We start from the raw sequence: 20,906 nt of genomic DNA on the forward strand, positions 1-20,906 counted from the left end.
TGTCACATCCCGGACGATCATATGGTCGTCTATGGAACAACTGAGGATGGGATTTGTACCACTGTTTCATCGTCTGCATCGGGGTCTGGCTCTTGAGGGCTGACTGAGGCAATTGCTGGTTATACAGATGCACGTAGCGCAGCAGCGTAGCGTCCAGGTCTTCCTGGTTGATGAACCTGTGCGTTCTGAGCACGTCGGCAATGCGCCCGTTGAAGCGCTCCACCATCCCGTTGGTTCTGGGCGTTCTGGGCTGGGTGAGGCGATGCTCAATTGCCAGCTCCTTGCACAGCAGGTCAAACTCGTGATTACCGCTGGGCTGCTTTTCCCGGCTGGCAAAGAGCCTGTCGGTGAACTCCTTGCCGTTGTCGGTGAGGATCTTGCTGATTCTGATCGGGCAAGCCTTGGCAAGCGCATTGAGGAAGCTGCGCGCACTGGCTGCGCTCTTGTTCGTCTTGATGGCCACGAACACCCAACGCGTAGCGCGGTCAATGGCCACAAACAGATAGCGGCGCTTGCTCTCACCGGGCATCTGCGGCAGATACTTCACATCGATGTGCACGTACCCTGGCTCGTAGGCCTTGAAGGTCTTGCCGGGCTCCTTGGGAGCGGGCGGCAACAACGCTCGCAGATTGCCCACGCCATGGCGACGAAGGCAGCGATCGAGCCCCGAGCGAGAGGCCTCGGGGCACAGGAATTCACGCGTGACAGCGAGCAAGTCATCCAGGGGCAGCAGCAGCGTCTTGCGCAGTTCAACCACGATCGCTTCCTGTGCTGGCGTGAGCGTCGTCTGAAGGTGGTGCGCCGTGTGCGAGCGGTCGGTGAAGACCTCACGCTTTTTCCACTTGTAGACACACAACGGGCTGACGCCGTAGCGGGCAGCAAGCACGTGGGCAGGTTCACTGCTGGCGGCGATCTCGGCACGCACCGCAGGCGTGGTGCGTGCGTTCTTGTGCAAGGCGATGATCATGGAGCACTCCCGGATGCAGATTGCAATGACGCTATCAGTTCAGCCATCGTCGCTCGCGCGATGAAGAGCGGGTAGCGTTTATTGTTTATCCAATCATCCGGGATGTGACACCTAGACACGAATGATTTGGAAGTGGAATTACGTCTGAACCTGGGTTTTCAGCGCCTCCTGGTACAGCCACAGGTCTTCGGCGCTGAAGCAGCAGAACACCACCTGCTGCAGCGTACCCGGCCGGTGTTCCCGCACGTTGCGCACCGCGATTGCAGCCGCTTCGCGTTTGGGATAGCCATACACCCCGGTGCTGATGGCCGGGAAGGCAATCGACGTGCAACCCAACTGCTCGGCCAGCGCCAGCGACTGGCGGTAGCAACTCGCCAGAAGCCGGGCTTCATCGAAACCGCCACCGCGCCAGATCGGGCCGACGGTGTGGATCACATGGCGGGCGGGCAGCCGGTAGCCCTTCGTGGCCTTGGCCTCGCCGGTCGCGCAGCCGTTCAGCAGCCGGCATTCGGCCAGCAGCTCAGGGCCGGCCGCGCGGCGGATCGCGCCATCCACCCCGCCACCGCCCAGCAGCGTGGTGTTGGCGGCGTTGACGATGGCATCCACCGGCAGCGTGGTGATGTTGGCCTGAAGGGCGCGCAGTTGCATGGCGTCAGTGATCGTGGCGTAGTCAAAGGATATGGCATCAATGCACCGCCGCCGAACGCATGGGGTAGGGCAGCTGCGTTTGCACGTATTGGTACACCCCCTCGGCGCGGGCCTCGATGTCTTCGCTGGAGAAATCCTCGGGCATCCCATCGAGCAGGCGGTCGATGATGGCCGCCTTCATCTGCGCCTGCGCTGAGGCGCGGTCGCGCAGCTCGCCCATTTCGTGGCGACGCTGCTCCACGGTGTCCATCAGCGCCTGCGCCACTTTTTTGATTTTTTCGATGTCGCCTTTGGTGATATGGGCCTTGTCCTTGGCCAACAAATCGAACACCGCCAATTCCTTTTGCGTGGCAAAGCCCTCGCGGATGTAGCGTTGCTCCTCCTGGTCCAGTCCATCGTGCAGCGCCAGCAGCGCATCGAACACGCGCTGGATTTCAGCGGCGTCCTTGTCCTTGTTGTAGTCGGCAATGATGCTCTGGTAGCGCTGGTACAGGTCGATGCGGCTGGGGTTTTGTGCCAGCATCTGGGCCAGCCGCGCGTCGATGCGCTCCTGCAGAGTCAGCACCGCCGTTTCCTTGTAGGGCGACTGGGCAAACTCCGCGCGCAGGCGTTCAAAGTCGATGTGCGACAGGTCGTATTGCTTGGTGGGTAGCTGGGCTTTCCCCTTGGGCGTCACCTCCAGCGCGGTATCGATCACGCCGCGAATCTCCTGCAGGATGGCGGTGATGTCCACCTTGGGCTTGGGTTTTTGCAGCAGGTTGTACAGCGCGGCAATCGCGTTGTCTTGCGGCTCGTAGGCGAACAGGCCGGGGTGGGGGAACAGGCCCCGAAAGCGGTCAAACACATCTTCGGCCAGCACCTGAAAGGTCTTTTTGGCTTCGGCGCTGGTGCTGAGCGCGTTCTGCGCCTTCAGCAGCTCGGCCCAGGTTTCCTCCCCTTCTTCGGCGCGCACCAGCGCCGCCAGGTCGTAGCCCACGGCGTGCAGGTGGGCCTGCACCTTGCCGATGGCTGCCGCGTATTCGGCCAGCGCCTGGTCTTCGTCGAACAGCGGGTCGGCGGGCTGGCCCTGCTCGCCCTGCGCGTAGGTGGCCAGCGCCTGGCGCAGGCTTTTGAGCATTCCGTTGTAGTCGATGATCAAGCCGTTTTTCTTGTGTGCCGCCACGCGATTCACGCGCGCAATGGCCTGCATCAAGGTGTGGCCCTTCATGGGCTTGTCCAGGTAGAGCGTGGCCAGGGGCTTGACGTCAAACCCCGTCAGCCACATGGCGCAGACCACCGCCACGCGAAACGGGTGCTTGCCGTTCTTGAAGCATTCGTCCAGCGCCTTGCCGCCTATGCCCTTGGCCATCACCTCGCGGTAAGGCCGCACGTCGATGCCCTCTGCAGCAAAATCCTTCACCTCGTTTTGCTCGGGGCTGAACACGGGGTGAATCTGCGTATCGGCCATCCACGCAATCTGCGCGCGCAGGCGGGCCACAAACGCCGTTTCGGGCTTGCCCGCCTGGACAAAGTGCGCCTCTTCCTTCGCAAGCTGGGTTTGCAGCTCCAGCAGCTTGATCTGCCATTTTTGCTGGATGCGCTGGGCCATCTTGGCGCAGGTGATCTTGTCGATGCATACCAGCAGCGCCTTGGCGTTGCCGCCGTATTTTGGAGTGCTGCCCTTTGGTACGGGCGGCTCCATCAAGCGCCAGCGCTGGTGAAAGTGATCGACAAAATCGCTCGCCACATCGTTCAGGTGCGTGTCTGACGTGAACACCGGGTAGTCGCGCGCCAGCTCGCGGTAGAGCTTTTCTTCCTGTTCCTCGGTCAGCTCGCCGTCGGCGCGGGCGGCGTCTATGCGCGCTTCGATGCGCTGGTTCAGGCTGGCATCCACCAGGCGCAGCTTTTCGCCCCGGTTCTCGTAGTACAGCGGCAGCGTGGCGCCGTCGGCCACCGCGCGCTGAAAGTCGTACACCGACACATAGGGGCCAAACACCTGCTCGGTCACGCTGCGCTCGGGCCCGTCAATCAGCGGCGTGCCGGTAAAGCCGATGAACTTGGCCCGCGCCAGCGCCATGCGCATGTTCAGCGCCAGCCGGCCATATTGGGTGCGGTGCGCCTCGTCCGATACAACGATCACATCGCTGCGCTGGTTCCACGGCGCGCTCACGCGGTGGCGAAACTTGTGGATCAGGCTGAACACATAGCGGCGGTTTTCGTCCTTCAGCAGGTGCTCCAGCCCCTCGGCTCCCGTGGCCTTGTCGCCCTTGCTGGTCGAAACACCGCAGCCGACAAAGGTTTTGTAGATTTGCTCGTCCAGTTCGCGGCGGTCGGTCAGCAGCACAAAGGTGTAGGCCGCCGACACCGTGCGGTGCACCTTCTGGCAGAAGAACACCATCGAATAGCTCTTGCCGCTGCCCTGCGTGTGCCAGAACACACCCAGCTTGCCCGCCAGCACGTCGGCGTCGCCCAGGTCGCCGGCCTGCAGCCTGGCAATGGCCCGGTTCACGCCCAGGTACTGGTGGTTGCGCGCCAGCACCTTCACGGTGTGCTCCTCGCTGGCATCAAACAGCGTGAAGTTCTCCACCCAATCGAGCAGCGCCGCCTTGGCGCACATGCCGCGCAGCAAAATGGGCAACAGGGGCTTGAGCGGCGGCGCATCGTGCTGGGGTGCCGGGTCGGCATCGCCTTCATCCAGGCGCTTGCAGCGGTAAAAATGGTCCCAACTGCTGGTGATCGAGCCATAGCGCGCATCCAGCCCGTTGCTCACCACCACCAGCGCGTTGTAGTGAAACAGCTGCGCGATGGTGTCTTTGTAATCGCTGTAGTTGTCGTCAAATGCCGCCTTCAGCCCCTTGTCATGGCGTTTGAGCTCCACAAACACCAGCGGCAGGCCGTTGACGAAGCCCACCAGATCGCAGCGCCGTTTGAACGGCCCGCTGTGCACCCACAGCTCGCGCACCAGCAAAAAATCGTTGGCCGCCGGGTTCTGAAAGTCGATCACCGCCACATGCACGTCCTGCGCCGTATTGCCGCTGGGCGACTTGACGGTGACGCCATCGCGCATCCAGCGCCATTTGGCCTCGTTGTGTTGCAGCAGCGTCTTGCTTGGGTCGGTGTCCAGTAGCACATCACGCGCCTGGGCCAGCTGGGCGCGCCCTTCGGGCGTGGCCGCCAGCGCGGGGTTGAGCCTGGCCAGCGCCGCATCCAGCTCGCGCACCAGCACCACCTCGCCCGCATGGTTGCGCCCCAGCAGCGAACCCGGCCCAAAGGTTTCGGCGTTGAAGGCAAAGACCGAGCGCCAGCCCAGCTCCTGCTCCAGCAGCCGGGCGGCGGGTTCCTGGATGTTGGCGTCTTCGGAGTAGGGGTTGGGGCTCATGCAGGCAGGTGGTCAGGGGTGGTGGTGAGTGGGCAGAGTGGCTTATTTGCCTGACGGGGCACGCAGATCGGCATCCAGCTCCGCCTCCAGCCGCTCGATGCTGGGCAACTGGTCGCGCAGCGCCTCGGGCAGCGTGTGAGACAGCTCGTAGCTGGCCAGGCCCAGTGGCTTGTGGATGTCCGACAGCGCGTATTCCGCCACCAGCCGGTCACGGCTTTTGCACAGCAGCAGGCCGATGGTGGGCGCATCCTGCGGGCCGCGTAGCTGGGCGTCCACCGCCTTCAGGTAAAAGTTGAGTTTGCCGGCAAACTCGGGCTCGAAGTCCACGGTTTTCAGCTCCACCACCACGTAGCAGTGCAGGCGTGCGTGGTAGAAAAGCAAGTCCAGAAAGAACTCGCGCTCGCCTACCTGCAGCGGTACCTGCCGCCCCATATAGGCAAAGCCCGCGCCCAGCTCCAGCAAGAACTGCGTGATGTGCTCGGTCAGTGCCCCCTCCAGCTCGCGCTCGGTGTGCTCGGGCGTGAGGCTCAAAAAATCGAACACATAGGGGTCTTTGAGCAGCTGCGCCGCCAGGTCAGACTGCGGCGCGGGCAGAGTCTGGGCAAAGTTGTTCAGCGCCTGGCCTTGGCGCTGCCACAGGCCGCTTTCAATCTGGTGCGTCAGCACCGCGCGGCTCCAGTGGTGGGCCTGGGTTTGCTGCACGTAAAACAGCGCCTGGGCGGGGGTGGGGCACTTGCTAAGGATGGTCAGGTTGTGCCCCCAGGGGATGGTGACCAATTGCGCTACAGCTTGTTGCGCAATTGCGGCGTCGCTGCTCCAGTACCGGTGCCACTGGCGAATGGCCTCCAGATTGCGCCTGGAAAAGCCCCTCACCTCAGGGAACTCGCGCATCAAATCCTGGCTGAGCTGCGCCAAAAAGCCGCTACCCCACTGCGCCTGCGTCTGCGCCTGCTGCGCGGCAATGTCCGCCCCCAGCGCCCAGTAAAACTGCAGCAGCTCGGTATTGACGGCCACCGCCGCCTTGATCTGCACGGCGCGAAAACGGGTTTTGAGCTGCGCCAGCCATTGAGAATAGGCCGGGTTGGCGGGAGCAGCGAAGGTGTTGGGTGGTGTCATGGATTGCCCTTTTTTAAGTCTGCGCAGCAGGCGGCTGTGCAATGGGTGCCGTCCCTTGGCGCAGCTCCTCGGCGGTGATGCGCCGCAGCTGGCCGTCTTGCACGATGACGATGGCGGTGTTGGTCTGTATCGCCACCTGCCGCGCCATGTCGGCGGCGCGCAGCAAGGCGGGGTAGGCATCGCGCAAATGCTGTGGTGCCTGAGAAAAATCTGTGGATTTCATAGGTTGCTTCCCCACTCCAGTGCGATAGGCGCATTGCCGACGTTATCAAACAGAATCCAGTCATCGACTGCCTGGCGGTAATGGTGCTCAAAATTGTGCAAACCGGCGGCGAATCACGGGTTCTGGAATGTCATGCCCGCCCTGGCGCACGCGCTCGGCCACGCGGCGGATGGCGGTTTGGGCATCGGGCAGGGTCAAAAAATACAGGGTGACGCAGTAACCCCGTGCGCGCCAATCGGTGATGTGGCGCAAGTAGCCCAGGCCGGACAGCGTGGTTTCAATCGCAAAACTCTCGCCGCGCTGCACGCTGTGCGCCACCTCTTGCAGCATCAGCCGCCCGGCGCGAATGGCAGCCGTCTCGGGCGCAAAGGGCGCCAGCCCGGCGGCGATCAAATCGGCGTTGATAAAGCGCAGCAGCCCGGCTTCAGCCGGTAAAAAGGCGCGGGCAAACGTGGTTTTGCCCGCGCCATTGGGGCCGGCAATGATGAGGGCGCGGGGCGGGGCGCTCATGCGATGCTCTCCTCGGGCTGCGGGATGTTGGAGACATCGAGCTGGCCGGACATCAGCTTGGGCAGCAGCAGGTCGCGGGCTTGGGCGAGGTCGTGGTTTTGCAGTAGCAGTGTTTCGACTTGCCGGAATAGTGGTTGGACTGCGCTCCCAAATGCTTGTGTTATCGCCGCATCGGGCAAAACAAAAGGAATTACTTTGAAGGTATCTACCACGATTGCATCAAAAACACCGCCGACAGCAACTTGTTTGAAATGCTCGACAGCATCTTTGATTGCAGCAAACAGAAATAAATTGTCGTATTCCTGTTTTGGCACCAGCGCGTAGCAAGATTGATTCATAGCCATTGGCTTCTGCGCCAATGCTACTTTGCCGACCGTACCGCGTGCCGTAATAAATGTGGTGTTCTTCTTAAAAAGACGACTATTGCAATTGGCTAGACCGCTCTCGGTTAATGTTTTTTCGGTGTCAAGAACGTAAAACGCATCTGGGCTATCTTTCGGCGTGAAGAACGGAATGCCGCCATCCCAATAGTGCTCAGTACTGGTTTTTGGCGTGCCACCACTCAAGATTGAAATGAAATCATGGGCAGAGCCTTGAGTCCACCCCTCCGGCACCCCATCCCTCACCGGCACCTGCTCATGCCCAGGAAAGCGCAGATGCACAAACCATTCGCGGTAGAGGCGGCGGGCAACTTCTTCCAGCAAGGCGATGCGGCGCTGGTTGGTGGTGATGAGGTCATCGTAGGTGGAGAGCACTTCAGCAACTTGACGCTGTACTTCAATTGGCGGACAGACAATTCCGAAAGACAGCAACTTTTCCTGGCTCAAGTTATCTTGAGTTGCGCCTTGAGACACCATCTGTAGCTCACGCTGAATGATGTCGAAGTAATACTTCACAAAGCGCGGATCGGCCTTTTCCTTGTCTGCGATGAAGCCAATCACACTGTCAGGAAAACATGCTTCGTACGCAAGCAGGGCTGTGTCGGCAATGTTGGCAGCAATCGTGATGCAAAGCGTGTCTTTTGGCCATAAGCGGCTCTGAACCAAACCTGCGTCGCTGTATGTCGCTGTGTGTTCTGTAATCCGAAAATTCGCGTGCTTCACATCCCCTGTTTGAATGAAAGGGTACGGGCCTCCATACAGGGTCGGGTCGTTACGTGGACGATGACGAGATCGGCCACGGGACACATATCCAAGCTGATCCAAGGGAAGTTTGGGCCAACTCATCCCACCACCCCCTCAGCATCCCCCGCTGCCCGCAAACTCAGCTCAATCTCCCGCCGCAGCTCTTCCTTGTCCGGCAAATACAACTGGTATTTCTGCACAAACAACTGGCTGTCCATGCCGTAGGTGGCGTATTCCACCAGCAGCTCGTCTTTGTTGCGGCTCAGGATGATGCCGATCGGCGGCTGGTCGTCGGGGGTGTTTTCTTCCTTGGCGAAGTAACCCAGGTAGAGGTTCATTTGCCCGATGTCGTGGTGCTGCACGTCGCCCATTTTCAAGTCGATCAGCACAAAGCAGCGCAGGATGCGGTGGTAGAAAACCAGGTCCACGCGGTAATGCGTGCCGCCCACGGTGATGCGGTATTGCCGCCCGACGAAGGTAAAGCCCTTGCCCAGCTCCAGCAAAAAGTGCTGCAAATTTTCAATCAGCGCGGTTTCCAGCTGGGTTTCGGAAACTTGCGCTGTTTCCGGTATTTTCAAAAACTCGAACACATAGGGCTGGCGCAGCAGGTCTTCCGGCGTGGCGACGCGCTGGCCTTGCCGGGCCAGTTGCAGGATGCCCGCCTTGTCTTTGCTGGCGGCCAGGCGCAGGAAGAGGGCGCTGGCGTACTGGCGTTTGAGCTCGGGCACAGACCAGCGCTCGGCAATGGCTTGCTGCTCATAAAAGCCTCTTTCCAGCGGGTCGTCCATGCGGATCAGCTCTACATAGTGCGACCAGCTCAAAAAGCCAGAAGGCTTCTGGCTTTTTGGGTAGAGCAGATAAAACTGCCGCATGGAGATCAGGTTGCTGCGGCTAAAACCCTTGCCGTGGCGCGTGCGCAGGTCGGCGGAAAGGCGGTGCATCAGGCCAGCGCCGTATTCGGCGCGGTCTTTGCCGTTTTGCTCGAACTCGACAATGTGCTGCCCCACTTGCCAGTAGGTTTGCACGAGGAAGCTGTTGACCGCCTGCGCGGCCTGCTGGCGGCCACTGGCGTAGGTGCTGGAAATTTGCGCGAGCAGGTCTTGGTAGCCGGTACTGGGGACGGGTGTGGTCATGCCAGCAGCTCCTCAAAATTACTGGCAATCCGCGTCGCCAGCTCCACCGCCTTGTCGTTCAACTGCGCCAGCTCGGCGTGGATCTCGCGCATTTTTTCGGCAAAGTCTTCGGCGTCGTCCTCTGCCGCAGCAGCTACGCCCACGTAGCGGCCGGGGGTGAGGGAGTAGTCGTTGGCGGCAATTTCGTCTTGCGTGACGGCTTTGCACAGGCCGGGCACGTCCTGGTAGTAGCCATCAGGAAAGCGGCTGTGCAGCCAGTGGCCTTGGTGGATGAAGTATTGCGACTGTTTTAGGGCTGTAGCGCTTATCTGGCAAACGCTGGCAGCTTCTGTTTTGCTAGCGTCTGCGGGCTGCAGGGCGCGTTTGGCTTCGCGGATGGCCTTGGCGTCCCAGGCTTTGCTTTGGCGGGCGCGCAGTGGTTTTTCTGCCGTTTCCAGCAGCTTGAGCCATTGTTTGTGGCGGGCTTCCAAGGCTTTGGCGGTGGTTTTGAGGGCGGGTTGCAGGGCGTCGAGCTGGGCTTGCTGGGCGGCTGGCCCCTCACCCCAGCCCTCTCCCCAGAGGGGCGAGGGAGGCATACCGGGGGCGGGGGTGGCAAGGGCGGAGGCCAGCTCGTCTTTGAAGGCCTGCCACTGCACAACGGTGATGGGGCTTTCCTGCCCGGCGTTAAGCTCAGCCAGCGTGGCGTTGTCGGCAAAGGCTTGCAGCAAATCTGCCAGGGTTTGCACGGCGGCGTCGTCGTCTGCCAGGCATTGGGGCAGTTGCGCCAGCCAGCTGTGCGCCTGCTCCTGGTGGCGGGCCAGCAGGGCGCGGTATTTGTCGGTTTCGCCCCGGTAGAGCCAGACGATGGCGTTGAGATTGGCCAGTTGCTCTTCGCTGAAGACGTGTGAGCGCGCCGAGACGACGGTATAGACGTTGCGCGCGTCCAGCATCAGCACCTGGCCCTGCAAATCATCGCCCTTGCCTTTGTCCAGAAACCACAGGGTGCAGGGCAGGCTGCGGGTGTAGAAAAATTTGTTGCCGATGGCGACCATGGCGTCCACATGGCCGGTTTTGACGAGCTGCTCGCGGATATCGCGGTCTTTGTTGCCGGCGTCAGACGCGCTGGAGGCCATGACAAAACCGGCGCGGCCCGTGGCGTTGAGGTAGCTGTAGAAGTACTGAATCCACAGGCTGTTGGCGTTGCTGATGGCGCCGGTTTTGCCGTTGGTGCCGGGCAGGCCAAAGGGCAGGCGGCCCGTGGGGCTGACCTGGGACTCGATTTTTTTCGTGTCCACGCCATCCACGTTGAACGGCGGGTTGGCCATGACGAAGTCGCAGCGGCCCAGCAGCTGGTGCTGGTCTTCATAAAAGGTGTTGCCTATGCGGATTTGCCCCTCCAACCCGTGCACGGCCAGGTTCATGCGGGCGAGCTTGCTGTTGAGGTCGGCTTTTTCCTGGCCGTAGAAGGTGATGTCGGTGTCCACCGTGTGCTGGTGGCGCACTTCTTCGATGAAGTGGCCGGTTTGCACAAACATGCCGGCCGAGCCGCAGGCGGGGTCGAGCACGGTGCCGTGGTCGGGCTCGATGACGTTGACGATCATGCGCACCAGGCTGGGGGGCGTGAAATATTCGCCGCCTTCTTGCGCGCCGCTTTGCGCGAACTGGTTCAGAAAGTATTCGTAGATGCGCCCGAACACGTCGCCCTGGGCGGTTTGCAGCGCCGGGCGGTTGAAGATTTTGACCAGCTCGGCCAGCAGGTCTTGCTCCAGGCCCAGGTAGTCCTTGGGCAGCGCGCCCTCCAGCAGCTTGTTGCCTTGCTGATCGGTGACCGAGGCCTCGATGGCGATCATGGCGTCGCGTATCGCCGCGCCCACGTGGGTGCCTGCGGGCAGCGCGGCCAGGTGGTCGTAGCGCGCGGCTTCGGGCAGGTAGATGGCGGCCTTGCCGGCAAAGCCGAGCTTGATGCGGTCTTCGCGCAGCGCGCCGGTGGCGCGGGCTGGCACGGCTTTTTCTACCTCGGGCAGCAGGTCGTAAAAGCGCGTGGTGGCGTGGCGCAAAAAGATCAGGCCCAGCACGGGCATGGAATATTCGCTGGCCGTGAGCTTGGAGTTGGCACGCAGCTGGTCGGCGGCGGCCCACAGGTCGTTTTCGAGTTGTTGGAGCTGTTGGTAATCCATGGTGTCTTTGTGCGTGCGCTGGCTTGTCAGTGGCTGGGCCACAGCGCCTGAAAATCAAAAGAAAGCTGGCTTTGGTGGCGAAGTGCGTACAGCAGCGAATGATTCGGGGCGTGCGTCATCACGTGCCCACGTACTCGCGCAGCGAAATGTTGCGGATTCGAGCACGTAGGGTTCTGTGGATCATAGGTACAGAGGCGTCGGATGGGTAGGCGCGAACTCTGGGCCTCAAGGGCTGGTGGGATCAAAGCGCCGCCGTGTACAAGTGCGTTTTTCAATCTGCATCGGATTCGCCGGGCCGAAATCCACGTACAGCGGCATAAATGCCACCCCCCACCAGCGCCGCCGGCCCGGTGAAGAACCCCAGCATCGGCCCCTGGTTGGCGCCCGGCGCAAGCACCATGGGACCAAAGAAGCCCAGCGCAAAGCCGATCACCCCCCATTTGGCTGCGGTGCGCAGGATGCTGAACAGGCCGACCGGTGCCTGCGGGCGCACAGCCCACCAGACGGTGGCACCCAGCACCAGCGCGCACAGGCCCACGACGGCCTGCTGTACCGGCCAGCGCAAGACCGGGAAGAATGCGAACGCGATGTGCAACAACCACCAGCTGCCCCAGGCGGTGAGGCAGGCAAGCAGCAGGCGAAGGGCGGGGTGCATGGCCCCATTGTGGGGCGCACCTTCCCTTTACATTTCTTCAAGTACCGCATACCGCCCGCTTGCGCCCGCTGGCTACGATGCAGGGCGCCGCACACAAGAAGCAAGCACATGGCCGAATCCACCGATATTTCTCACGCCGCCACGCCCGTGGCGCGCCCGCACCGCAAGGGCCTCTCGGTTTTTCTGACCCTCATCGTGATCGCGCTGCTGGCGGGAGGGGCGTGGTGGCTGGTGCAGCGAGGCAAGGCGCCTGCCGCGGCACCGTCCGGCTTCGGAGCAGGGCGCGGCGGCCCGCCCGGTGGCGGGGGCGGCGGCGCCAGCGTGACGGTAGGCTCGGCCGTGGCGTCGCAGGGCGCCTTGCCCATCGTGGTGGATGCGCTGGGCACGGTCACGCCGCCAATCACCTCCACGCTGGTGCCGCAGGTCTCGGGCGTGCTCACCGAAGTGCTGTTCACCGAAGGGCAGATGGTCAAGAAGGGCGAGGTGCTGGCGCGCATCGATGTGCGGCCTTATGAGCAGCAGCTTGCCCAGGCGCGCGGGCAGAAGGCGCGCGATGAGGCGCAATTGACGGCAGCGAAACTGACGCTCTCGCGCTACCAGCAGTTGCTGACGCAGGATTCCATCGCCCGCCAGGACGTGGATACGCAGGCGGCGCTGGTCAAGCAGCTCGAAGGCGCGGTGGAATCGGACAGCGCCAGCGTGCGCTCGGCCGAGCTCAACGTGGGCTTTGCGACGATCCGCGCGCCGATCAGCGGGCGCATCGGCCTGCGTGCGGTCGATCCGGGCAACCTGGTGAGCAGCGGCACGGCGGGCGGCATTGCCACCATCACGCAGATGGCGCCGATCGACGTGGTGTTCTCGGTGCCGCAGGAACGCCTGGGCACGGTACAGGCGGCGCACAAGAGAGGAAAACTGCCAGTGGCGGCGCTGGACCGTGGGCGCACGCAGCCGCTGGCGCAGGGGCAATTTCTGACGCTGGACAACGTGGTGAACACCGCCACCGGCACGGTGCGCGCCAAGGCACGCTTTGCCAATGCCGATGGGGCGTTGTTCCCGGGCCAGTTCGTCAACGCGCGGCTGCAATTGGGGCAGGACGAGGGCGTGCTGGTGCCGGTGACGGCGGTGCGTACCGGGCCGCAGGGCGATTACGTCTATGTGATTGACGAGGAGCAGGTGGCGCACACCCGAGCGGTGAAAAAGGGCCTGGCCAACGCCGAGCAGGTCTTGATTACGCAGGGGCTGAAGACCGGTGAGCGCGTGGTCTCCGAAGGGGGCGACCGTGTGAAAGATGGCGGCAAGGTGCGCTTGGCGGATGAACAAAAAACGCCTGCAGCGCAGGATGGGCAAGCGCAAGCAGCTACTGAAAAGAAAGCGCCTGACCTGAGCCGCCTGCCACCCGAGTTGCGCGAGAAGGTGGAAAAGATGACGCCGGAGGAGCGCCGTGCCTTCTTCGCGCAGCGGCGTAGCCAGCAGGGGAGCGCGCAGTGAGTGCGGGCGGCCAACTCCCTCGCCCCTTTGGGGAGAGGGTGGGGGGGAGGGGCTTGCGGTGCCTGCATGACGACTGGTGTGTTGTGTGGTGCCGCATGCCCCCATCCCTGCCTTCCCCCAGAGGGGGAAGGAGCAGCGTACTGGGATTGCGGGCATGAACGTCTCACGCCTCTTCATTCAGCGCCCGGTGGCCACCGCCTTGTTCATGGTGGCCATCGTGCTCGCGGGTCTGGTCGGCCTGCGCTTTCTGCCGCTGGCCGCGCTGCCGCAGGTGGATTACCCCACGATCCAGGTGCAGACGCTCTACCCCGGCGCCAGCCCGGATGTGATGAGCCGCACGGTGACGGCGCCGCTGGAGCGCCAGTTCGGCCAGATGCCGGGACTCTCGCGCATGAGCAGCGTGAGCAGCGCGGGCGTCTCCATGGTCACGCTGCAGTTCGACCTGAACCTGAACATGGACGCGGCCGAGCAGCAGGTGCAGGCGGCGATGAATGCGGCCGGCTCGCTGCTGCCCGCCGACCTGCCCGCGCCGCCTGTCTACGCCAAGGTGAACCCGGCCGATGCGCCCATCCTGCAACTGGCCGTCACCAGCACCAGCCTGCCGCTGACCGAGGTGCAGAACATGGTGAACACGCGCCTGGCCCTCAAGATCAGCCAGATCAACGGCGTGGGGCTGGTGACGCTGGCGGGCGGGCAGCGCCCCGCCGTGCGCGTGCAGGGCAATGTGCAGGCACTTGCCGGCATGGGCCTGGGGCTGGATGCCATCAGCAGTGCGATCACTGCGGGCAACGCCAGCAGCGCCAAGGGCAGTTTTGACGGCCCCAAGCGCCAGTACAGCATCAACGCCAACGACCAGCTTCTGAGTGCCAAGGAGTACCGCGAGCTGATCGTGGCGTATGTGAATGGTCAGCCGGTGCGGCTGAAGGATGTGGCGCAGGTGGTGGATGGCTCGGAGAACGACCGGCTGGGGGCGTGGACGGCTATCAAAAATGAGAGCTTGCAGCGTGCGGTGGATAAGCGCAAGAGCGATATTTCATCTGAAAACACCACGCTGCTGAACCCCGCCATCATCGTCAACGTGCAGCGCCAGCCCGGCGCGAATGTGATCGCCACCGTCGATGCGATCAAGCGCCAGCTCCCACTGCTGGAGCAGGGCCTGCCCGAGAGCGTGCACCTGGCGGTGCTTTCCGACCGCACGCTGGGCATACGCGCCTCGGTCGAGCATGTGGAGATGGAGCTGATCCTGGCCGTGCTGATGGTGGTGCTGGTGATCTTCGCCTTTCTGCACAGCCTGCGCGCCACGCTGATCGCCAGCATCGCGGTGCCGATCTCGCTGATGGGCACGGTGGGGGCGATGTACCTGCTGGGCTATTCGCTCAACAACCTGTCGCTGATGGCGCTCACCATCGCCACGGGTTTCGTGGTGGACGATGCGATCGTGATGATCGAGAACATTTCCAGGCACCGGGAAATGGGCAAGTCGCCGATGCAGGCGGCCTTGGAAGGCGCGGGTGAGATCGGCTTCACCATCATCTCGCTCACCGTCTCGCTGATCGCGGTGCTGATTCCGCTGCTGTTCATGCAGGAGGTGATCGGCCGGCTGTTCCGTGAGTTCGCGGTGACGCTGGCGATCACCATCCTGTTCTCGGCACTCGTCTCGCTCACGCTGGTGCCGATGATGTCGGCGCGCGTTTTGAAACCCCTGGACGAGGCGCGGGGTGGCATCGCGCGTTGGCTGCAGGGCTGGATAGACACCATGGTCCGCTGGTACGACGCGGGCCTGCAATGGGTGCTGCGCCACCAGCGGTTCACGCTCTGGGTGGCGCTGGCCACCTTCGCGGTGACGGCGCTGCTCTACGTCTTGATCCCCAAGGACCTGTTCCCCACGCAGAGCACCGGCCAGCTGCAGGGCAGGGTGCAGGCGGCCAGCGACGTGTCGTTTGCGCGCATGTCGCTGCTGCAGGGCGAGGTGGCGCGCACCGTGTTGGCCGATCCTGCGGTGCAATCGCTCAGTTCGGTGGTGGGCGTGGACGCCAGCAACAACGCCGCGCTCTCCTCAGGCCGGCTGGTGATCAACCTGCAGCCGCATCAGCTCTTTGGCGATTCCGAGGCGGTCATCATGCAGCGTCTGCGCCAGCAGGTGGCCGAGCAGGTGGCGGGCGTGGATCTCTACCTGCAGCCCACGCAGGACCTGACCATCGATTCGGACACCGGCCCGACGCAGTACCGCTTTGACCTGGAAGGTGTGGATACGCAGTTGGTGAACCAGTGGGCGCAAAAGCTCGTGGGCGTGATCGCCAGCCTGCCCGAGGTGCGCCACGCCATCACGGACGCGGGGCAAACCGCGCCATCGGCCATGGTGCGCGTGGACCGCGACACCGCCTCGCGCCTGGGCGTGGCCACCAGCACGCTGGACAACACGCTCTACAACGCGTTTGGCCAGCGCATCGTCTCCACCATCTTCAGCGAGACCAACCAGTACCGCGTGATCCTGGAGGCGGCGCGCCCGGATGCCATGAGCCTGCAGGCATTGCGCGATCTGCCGGTGAAAACCAGCGCGGGCGGCACCACACCGCTGTCCTCCTTTGCCGAGGTGGTGCAGGAGGCAGCACCGCTGACCGTGCAGCGCGTGGGCCAGTACCCGGCAGCCACCGTGGGTTTTGATACCGCCCCCGGCGTGAGCCTGGGCGCGGCGGTGCAGGCGGTGCAGGCCGCGGTGGCCAAGGCCGGTCTGCCCGCGAGCATCACGCTGCGCTTCACCGGCTCTTCCGGTGCCTACCAGAAGTCGCTCTCCAACCAGCTCTGGCTGATTCTGGCGGCAGTCGTCTGCGTGTACATCGTGCTGGGCGTGCTGTACGAGAGCTATGTGCACCCGCTCACGATTTTGTCCACCTTGCCCTCGGCGGGCGTGGGCGCGCTGCTGGCGCTGGAGTTCACCGGGCATGCGCTGGATGTGGTGAGCATCATCGGGCTGGTGCTGCTCATCGGCATCGTCAAGAAGAACGCGATCATGATGATCGACTTCGCCATCGAGGCCGAGCGCGGCGAGGGCAAGAGCGCGGTAGAGGCGATTCACCAGGCGGCGCTGCTGCGCTTTCGGCCGATCTTGATGACGACGCTGGCGGCGCTGGCGGCGGCGGTGCCGTTGATGCTCAGCTGGGGGGATGGGGCTGAATTGCGTCGCCCGCTTGGCATCTCGATCTTTGGCGGGTTGGTGTTGAGTCAGTTGCTGACGTTGTTTACGACGCCAGTGATTTACATCTGGTTTGATCGGCTGGGGGGTGGGGTTAAGCGGTTGGAGTCGGCGTCATGAACGGGGTTGGGGCTGTTTCTCTCTCGCCCCTTTGGGGAGAGGGCTGGGGTGAGGGGCTTGCGGCTCGTGCATTTCCAAAGGCTTGCTTTTTGCAAGCGCCGCTGGCCGGGATTTCGCCCCGGCGGGCGACTCACTTTCTTTTGCTTCGCCAAAAGAAAGTAAGCAAAGAAAAGGCGACCCCGATGCCCGTGTCCCTTCGCTTCGCTCCGGGCAACCTGCGATGCTCGTGCCTGCAGTGGTGCTGCGGAACTCGCTTCGCGCTTGCGCGCTCCGCTCAGACAGCCGCAGCAAGTCAGTTCACGAAGCTTGGGCATGTTCCACTGCCCAAGCCCACTGCAGTCACTGCGCTTCTCGGCACGGGCAGAGGGGACCCCGACGCAGCCCATGCGAGCGCAGGGGGCATGTGCGGCAGCACTGCCGTTTTCCTCCCTCTCCCTCTGGGAGAGGGCTGGGGTGAGGGCTTGCGGCTTCCCACCCCCTTGGCTGCGCCTGCGGCGCGAGGCTCGCGGGGTGGCGGCTGCACCGAAGGATGCAGACGCTTCGTCAACATGCTCGCCGCATTTGTCCGAGCGGAGCGCGCAGCGCAAAGCGAGTTATGCGGCGCACCCCGCAAGCCTTGCGACGCAGGTTTGCCCCGAAGCGAAGCGCAGGGGTCGCAGACTCGGGGGTCGCCTTCTTTTGCTTACTTTTCTTGGCGAAGCAAGAAAAGTGAGTCGCCCGCCGGGGCGAGACCCGGCCAGCGGCGCCTGCAAGCAACAAGAGCCGTGCAATGCACAAGCCGCAAGCCCCTCACCCCAGCCCTCTCCCCAAAGGGGCGAGGGAGCCTGCCCCCGCCCCAACCCTCACCCGTTAGGGGGGGGAGTAACTCCCAAAGGGCGGGCACATGAACCTCTCCCGCCCTTTCATCCGCCGCCCCATCGCCACCATCCTGCTGACCATAGGCCTGGCCCTGGCCGGCATCGCCGCCTTTCTCACGCTGCCCATCGCCCGCCTGCCCGCAGTCGATTTCCCGGTGATCTTCGTTTCCGCCAACATGCCCGGTGCCAGCCCCGCCGACATGGCGCGCACCGTCGCCACTCCGCTGGAGCGCACGTTGGGAACCATCGCGGGCGTGAACCAGATGACGAGTTCCAGCAGCGTGGGTTCCAGCCGCGTGGTGCTGCAGTTCGACCTGAACCGCAACATCGACAGCGCCGCGCGCGATGTGCAGGCCGCGATCAACGCCGCGCGCATCGACCTGCCCGCCAACCTGCGCAGCAACCCGACGTACCGCAAGGCCAATCCCGCGGCGCAGCCCTTCATGATCCTGGCGCTGACCTCGAAAACGCGCTCGCCGGGGCAGATCTTCGATGCGGTCAACAACATCGTGAGCCAGCGCCTGCTGCAGGTGCCGGGCGTGGGCGACGTGACGCTGGGCGGCGGCTCGCAGCCCGCGGTGCGCATGGAGCTCAACCCCTTCGTGCTGCACGATCTGGGCATCAGCAGCGACGATGTGCGCGCCGCGCTGCAGGCGAGCAACGCCAACCGGCCCAAGGGTGTGCTGGAGACGGGCACCGATGCCGACGGCCAGGCCTTCCAGGTGCTCACGCCCGCGCCCGGCCTGCATGCCGAGGACTACCGTGACCTGATCGTGGCCGTGAGGAACGGCGCCGAGGTGCGCCTCTCGCAGGTGGCCGACGTGCGTGACAGCGTGCAGGACACGCGCACGCGCGGCATGTTCAATGGCCAGCCGGCCATCGTCGTCAACATCACCCAGCAGCCCGATGCCAACCTGATCGCCACCGCCGATGCGATCGAGGCGCTGCTGCCGCAACTGCGCGCGCAACTGCCGCAGGATGTAGAGCTGCAGGTGGCGATAGACCGCACCGGCTCGGTGCGCGGCTCGGTGCATGAGGTGGAAATCACGCTGGCGATCGCCGTGCTGCTGGTGGTGCTGGTGGTGGGCCTCTTCCTGGGCAATCTGCGCGCGGCGCTGATCCCGGCCGTAGCCACGGGTGTGTCGCTGCTGGGCACCTTTGCGGTGATGGCGGCGCTGGGGTATTCGCTCAACAACCTCACGCTGATGGCGCTTACGGTGGCGACGGGCTTCGTGGTGGATGACGCCATCGTGGTGATCGAAAACATCAGCCGCCATCTTGAACAGGGCGTGGCGCGCACCCGGGCGGCGCTGGACGGCGCGCGCGAGGTAGGTTTTACCGTGCTCACCATCAGCGTGTCGCTGGTGGCGGTGTTCATACCGCTCTTGTTTATGGGCGGGCAGCCGGGGCGACTGTTCCGCGAATTTGCCGTCACGCTGTCGGTGGCGGTGATGATTTCGCTGGTGATTTCGCTCACCACCACGCCCATGCTGTGCGCCATGCTGCTGCCCGCGCGCGATGCGCAGGCCCCGGCGCGCCAAAGTGCGGCGGGCGGGCTGCGCAGGCTGTTTTCCGGCCTGTGGCGCGCGCTGCTGCGCGGCTATGGCCATGCGCTGGATTGGACGCTGGCCTTCCCCTGGCTGGTGATGCTGGTGCTGGGTGTGGTGATTGCCGTGTCGGGCTACCTCTTCGTGCATATCGAGAAGGGCTTCTTCCCCGATCAGGACAACGGCCAGTTCTTCGCTGGGCTGCGCGCCGACCAGAGCATTTCCTCGCTCGCCTTCGGCGACAAGCTGCAGCAGGCGGCCAACATCATCGGCGCCGATCCCTCGGTGGGCACCGTGGTGGCCTACGCGGGTGGCCGCAGCGGCGGCGGTTTCTTGTTCAGCGCCTTGAAGCCTGCAGCAGAGCGGCCCAAGGGCGAAAAGACTCGAACAGTGATTAACCGCCTGCGCCCCCAGCTATCAAAAATTACAGGGCTGAGCGTCTTCCTCAACCCCGCGCAAGAGTTGCGCATGGGTGGCCGCAGCAGCAATTCCACCTACCAGTACACCCTCAAGGCCGATAGCCAATCCGACCTCAAAAGCTGGACGCTCAAACTCGCCGCCCAGCTCAAGCAGGACGCGCGTCTGACCGACGTGGACGACGACATGAGCGACAACGGCGTGGAAACCTTCGTCGAGATCGACCGCGCCAAGGCCGCGAGCCTGGGGGTTTCTCCCTCCAGCATCGACACGGCGCTGTACAACGCCTTCGGCCAGCGCCAGGTGGCCACGATGTACAGCGAGCTCAACCAGTACAGCGTGATCATGGAATGGGCACCGCGCTATGCCCAGTCGCCCGCCACGCTGAGCGATGTGATGGTGGCGGCGGGCAATGCGGGCGGCACATCGGCCAACCCGGCGCTGCGCGCGGGCTCCACCGGCTCGCCGATATCGACGAGCCAGCGCAGCATGGTGCCGCTCTCTGAATTCGCGCGCTTTTCCGAACGCGCCGTGCCCGCCAGCGTGTTTCACGATGGCGGCGAGCTCTCCAGCACGCTCTCGTTCAACCTGGGCGACAGCGTTTCGGTGGAGCAGGGCAGGCAGGCGGTGCTTGATGCCGTGGCGGCGATTGGCATGCCCAACAACGTGCGCGGCGCGTTCGACGGGGCCCTGGCCCAGGCGCAGCAGACGCAATCCAGTCAAGGCCTGCTGATTCTGGCGGCCATCGTCGTGATCTACATCGTGCTCGGCATCCTCTATGAGAGCCTGATCCACCCCATCACCGTGCTCACCACGCTGCCCAGCGCGGGTTTTGGCGCGGCGCTGGCGCTGATGCTGCTCAAGATGGAGTTTTCCATCATGGCGCTGATAGGCGTGTTCCTCCTGATCGGCATCGTCAAGAAGAACGCCATCCTCATCATTGACTTCGCCATCGAGGCGCAGCGCCAGCACGGCTGGACGGCGGTGCAGGCGGTGCGCGAGGCTTGTTTGCTGCGCTTTCGCCCCATCCTGATGACTACGCTCGCCGCAGGCCTGGGCGCACTGCCGCTGGCCATAGGCTTTGGCGAAGGTGCCGAGCTGCGCCAGCCGCTGGGCGTGACCATTGTGGGCGGGCTGATTGCAAGCCAGTTGCTCACGCTGCTGACCACCCCGGCCGTCTATGTGCTGCTGGACAAGCTGCGCCGCGAAAGGCCAGCCACGGGGCAGGCACACCAGCCTGCGCTGGAGGGACTATGAAATTACCTGCTTTGCCTTTGAACTCCTTCCCCCTCTGGGGGAAGGCAGGGATGGGGGCTGCTCCCTATGCGCGCGGTGGTGGGAGTAGCCAGCACGGCCAGCCCCCACCCCAGCCCTCCCCCAGAGGGGGAGGGAGC

General features: G+C 63.7%; 12 protein-coding genes and 1 pseudogene. 3 read left to right on the forward strand and 10 right to left on the reverse strand.

The genetic code is table 11. The features are described from left to right. The 10 genes and pseudogenes from K320_RS0115845 to K320_RS0115895 all read right to left on the reverse strand — a co-directional run. Nucleotides 1-967, reverse strand: a 967-nt coding sequence (locus K320_RS0115845) for an IS481 family transposase (protein ID WP_024539801.1), incomplete at its 3' end; no start/stop codon positions are given. Between the two features lie 138 nt (nt 968-1,105). Beyond that, nucleotides 1,106-1,615 (reverse strand): O-acetyl-ADP-ribose deacetylase, encoded by a 510-nt coding sequence (locus tag K320_RS0115850; protein ID WP_024539802.1) that lies wholly within the window; start codon nt 1,613-1,615, stop codon nt 1,106-1,108. Between the two features lie 37 nt (nt 1,616-1,652). Further along, the gene (locus K320_RS0115855) at nt 1,653-4,973 is read right to left on the reverse strand and encodes a type I restriction endonuclease subunit R (RefSeq protein WP_024539803.1); all 3,321 of its coding nucleotides are present in this window, start codon (nt 4,971-4,973) and stop codon (nt 1,653-1,655) included. A gap of 42 nt (nt 4,974-5,015) precedes the next feature. Then, a complete protein-coding gene (locus K320_RS0115860) occupies nt 5,016-6,089 on the reverse strand; it encodes a PDDEXK nuclease domain-containing protein (protein WP_024539804.1) in 1,074 nt (357 codons plus the stop codon). A gap of 13 nt (nt 6,090-6,102) precedes the next feature. Next, nucleotides 6,103-6,312: a hypothetical protein gene (locus K320_RS18240; protein ID WP_024539805.1), complete on the reverse strand. Its 210-nt coding sequence runs from the start codon at nt 6,310-6,312 to the stop codon at nt 6,103-6,105. Continuing rightward, nucleotides 6,309-6,822: pseudogene (locus K320_RS18245) on the reverse strand (zeta toxin family protein). The gene K320_RS18240 and the pseudogene K320_RS18245 overlap by 4 nt, the downstream one beginning before the upstream one ends. Then, nucleotides 6,819-8,048, reverse strand: coding sequence for a restriction endonuclease subunit S (locus K320_RS0115875; RefSeq protein WP_029696241.1), 1,230 nt, complete (start codon nt 8,046-8,048; stop codon nt 6,819-6,821). Before K320_RS0115875 ends, K320_RS18245 begins: the two are co-directional and overlap by 4 nt. Continuing rightward, complete coding sequence (locus K320_RS0115880; RefSeq protein WP_024539807.1) at nt 8,045-9,079, reverse strand: PDDEXK nuclease domain-containing protein; 1,035 nt, start codon at nt 9,077-9,079, stop codon at nt 8,045-8,047. Before K320_RS0115880 ends, K320_RS0115875 begins: the two co-directional genes overlap by 4 nt. Beyond that, nucleotides 9,076-11,235, reverse strand: coding sequence for a type I restriction-modification system subunit M (locus tag K320_RS0115885; protein ID WP_024539808.1), 2,160 nt, complete (start codon nt 11,233-11,235; stop codon nt 9,076-9,078). Before K320_RS0115885 ends, K320_RS0115880 begins: the two co-directional genes overlap by 4 nt. Before the next feature lie 271 nt (nt 11,236-11,506). After that, on the reverse strand, nt 11,507-11,890 hold the full coding sequence (locus K320_RS0115895; protein WP_024539809.1) for a hypothetical protein: 384 nt from the start codon (nt 11,888-11,890) through the stop codon (nt 11,507-11,509). 108 nt (nt 11,891-11,998) lie between these two features. Here K320_RS0115895 and K320_RS0115900 point away from each other — a divergent pair, with 108 nt between their 5' ends. The 3 genes from K320_RS0115900 (at nt 11,999) to K320_RS0115910 (ending at nt 20,769) form a co-directional block, all read left to right on the forward strand. Beyond that, the gene (locus K320_RS0115900; RefSeq protein WP_024539810.1) at nt 11,999-13,378 is read left to right on the forward strand and encodes an efflux RND transporter periplasmic adaptor subunit; all 1,380 of its coding nucleotides are present in this window, start codon (nt 11,999-12,001) and stop codon (nt 13,376-13,378) included. Between the two features lie 154 nt (nt 13,379-13,532). Further along, nucleotides 13,533-16,691 carry an efflux RND transporter permease subunit gene (locus tag K320_RS0115905; RefSeq protein ID WP_024539811.1) on the forward strand — a complete coding sequence of 1,053 codons (3,159 nt, stop codon included), beginning with the start codon at nt 13,533-13,535 and terminating at the stop codon, nt 16,689-16,691. A gap of 883 nt (nt 16,692-17,574) precedes the next feature. Next, nucleotides 17,575-20,769, forward strand: a complete 3,195-nt coding sequence (locus tag K320_RS0115910; RefSeq protein ID WP_024539812.1) for an efflux RND transporter permease subunit — start codon at nt 17,575-17,577, stop codon at nt 20,767-20,769. Nucleotides 20,770-20,906 lie beyond the last annotated feature (137 nt).

It is taken from the genome of Comamonas badia DSM 17552 (genome assembly GCF_000484635.1).
Lineage (GTDB): Bacteria > Pseudomonadota > Gammaproteobacteria > Burkholderiales > Burkholderiaceae_C > Comamonas_C > Comamonas_C badia.

Bases quoted from the DNA above. Each gene is read 5' to 3' on its own strand.
- K320_RS0115905 (WP_024539811.1), top strand. From the start codon at position 13,533: ATGAACGTCTCACGCCTCTTCATTCAGCGCCCGGTGGCCACCGCCTTG.
- K320_RS0115855 (WP_024539803.1), bottom strand. From the start codon at position 4,973: ATGAGCCCCAACCCCTACTCCGAAGACGCCAACATCCAGGAACCCGCC.
- K320_RS0115875 (WP_029696241.1), bottom strand. From the start codon at position 8,048: ATGAGTTGGCCCAAACTTCCCTTGGATCAGCTTGGATATGTGTCCCGT.
- K320_RS0115910 (WP_024539812.1), top strand. From the start codon at position 17,575: ATGAACCTCTCCCGCCCTTTCATCCGCCGCCCCATCGCCACCATCCTG.
- K320_RS0115880 (WP_024539807.1), bottom strand. From the start codon at position 9,079: ATGACCACACCCGTCCCCAGTACCGGCTACCAAGACCTGCTCGCGCAA.
- K320_RS18240 (WP_024539805.1), bottom strand. From the start codon at position 6,312: ATGAAATCCACAGATTTTTCTCAGGCACCACAGCATTTGCGCGATGCC.
- K320_RS0115885 (WP_024539808.1), bottom strand. From the start codon at position 11,235: ATGGATTACCAACAGCTCCAACAACTCGAAAACGACCTGTGGGCCGCC.
- K320_RS0115850 (WP_024539802.1), bottom strand. From the start codon at position 1,615: ATGCAACTGCGCGCCCTTCAGGCCAACATCACCACGCTGCCGGTGGAT.
- K320_RS0115860 (WP_024539804.1), bottom strand. From the start codon at position 6,089: ATGACACCACCCAACACCTTCGCTGCTCCCGCCAACCCGGCCTATTCT.
- K320_RS0115895 (WP_024539809.1), bottom strand. From the start codon at position 11,890: ATGCACCCCGCCCTTCGCCTGCTGCTTGCCTGCCTCACCGCCTGGGGC.
- K320_RS0115900 (WP_024539810.1), top strand. From the start codon at position 11,999: ATGGCCGAATCCACCGATATTTCTCACGCCGCCACGCCCGTGGCGCGC.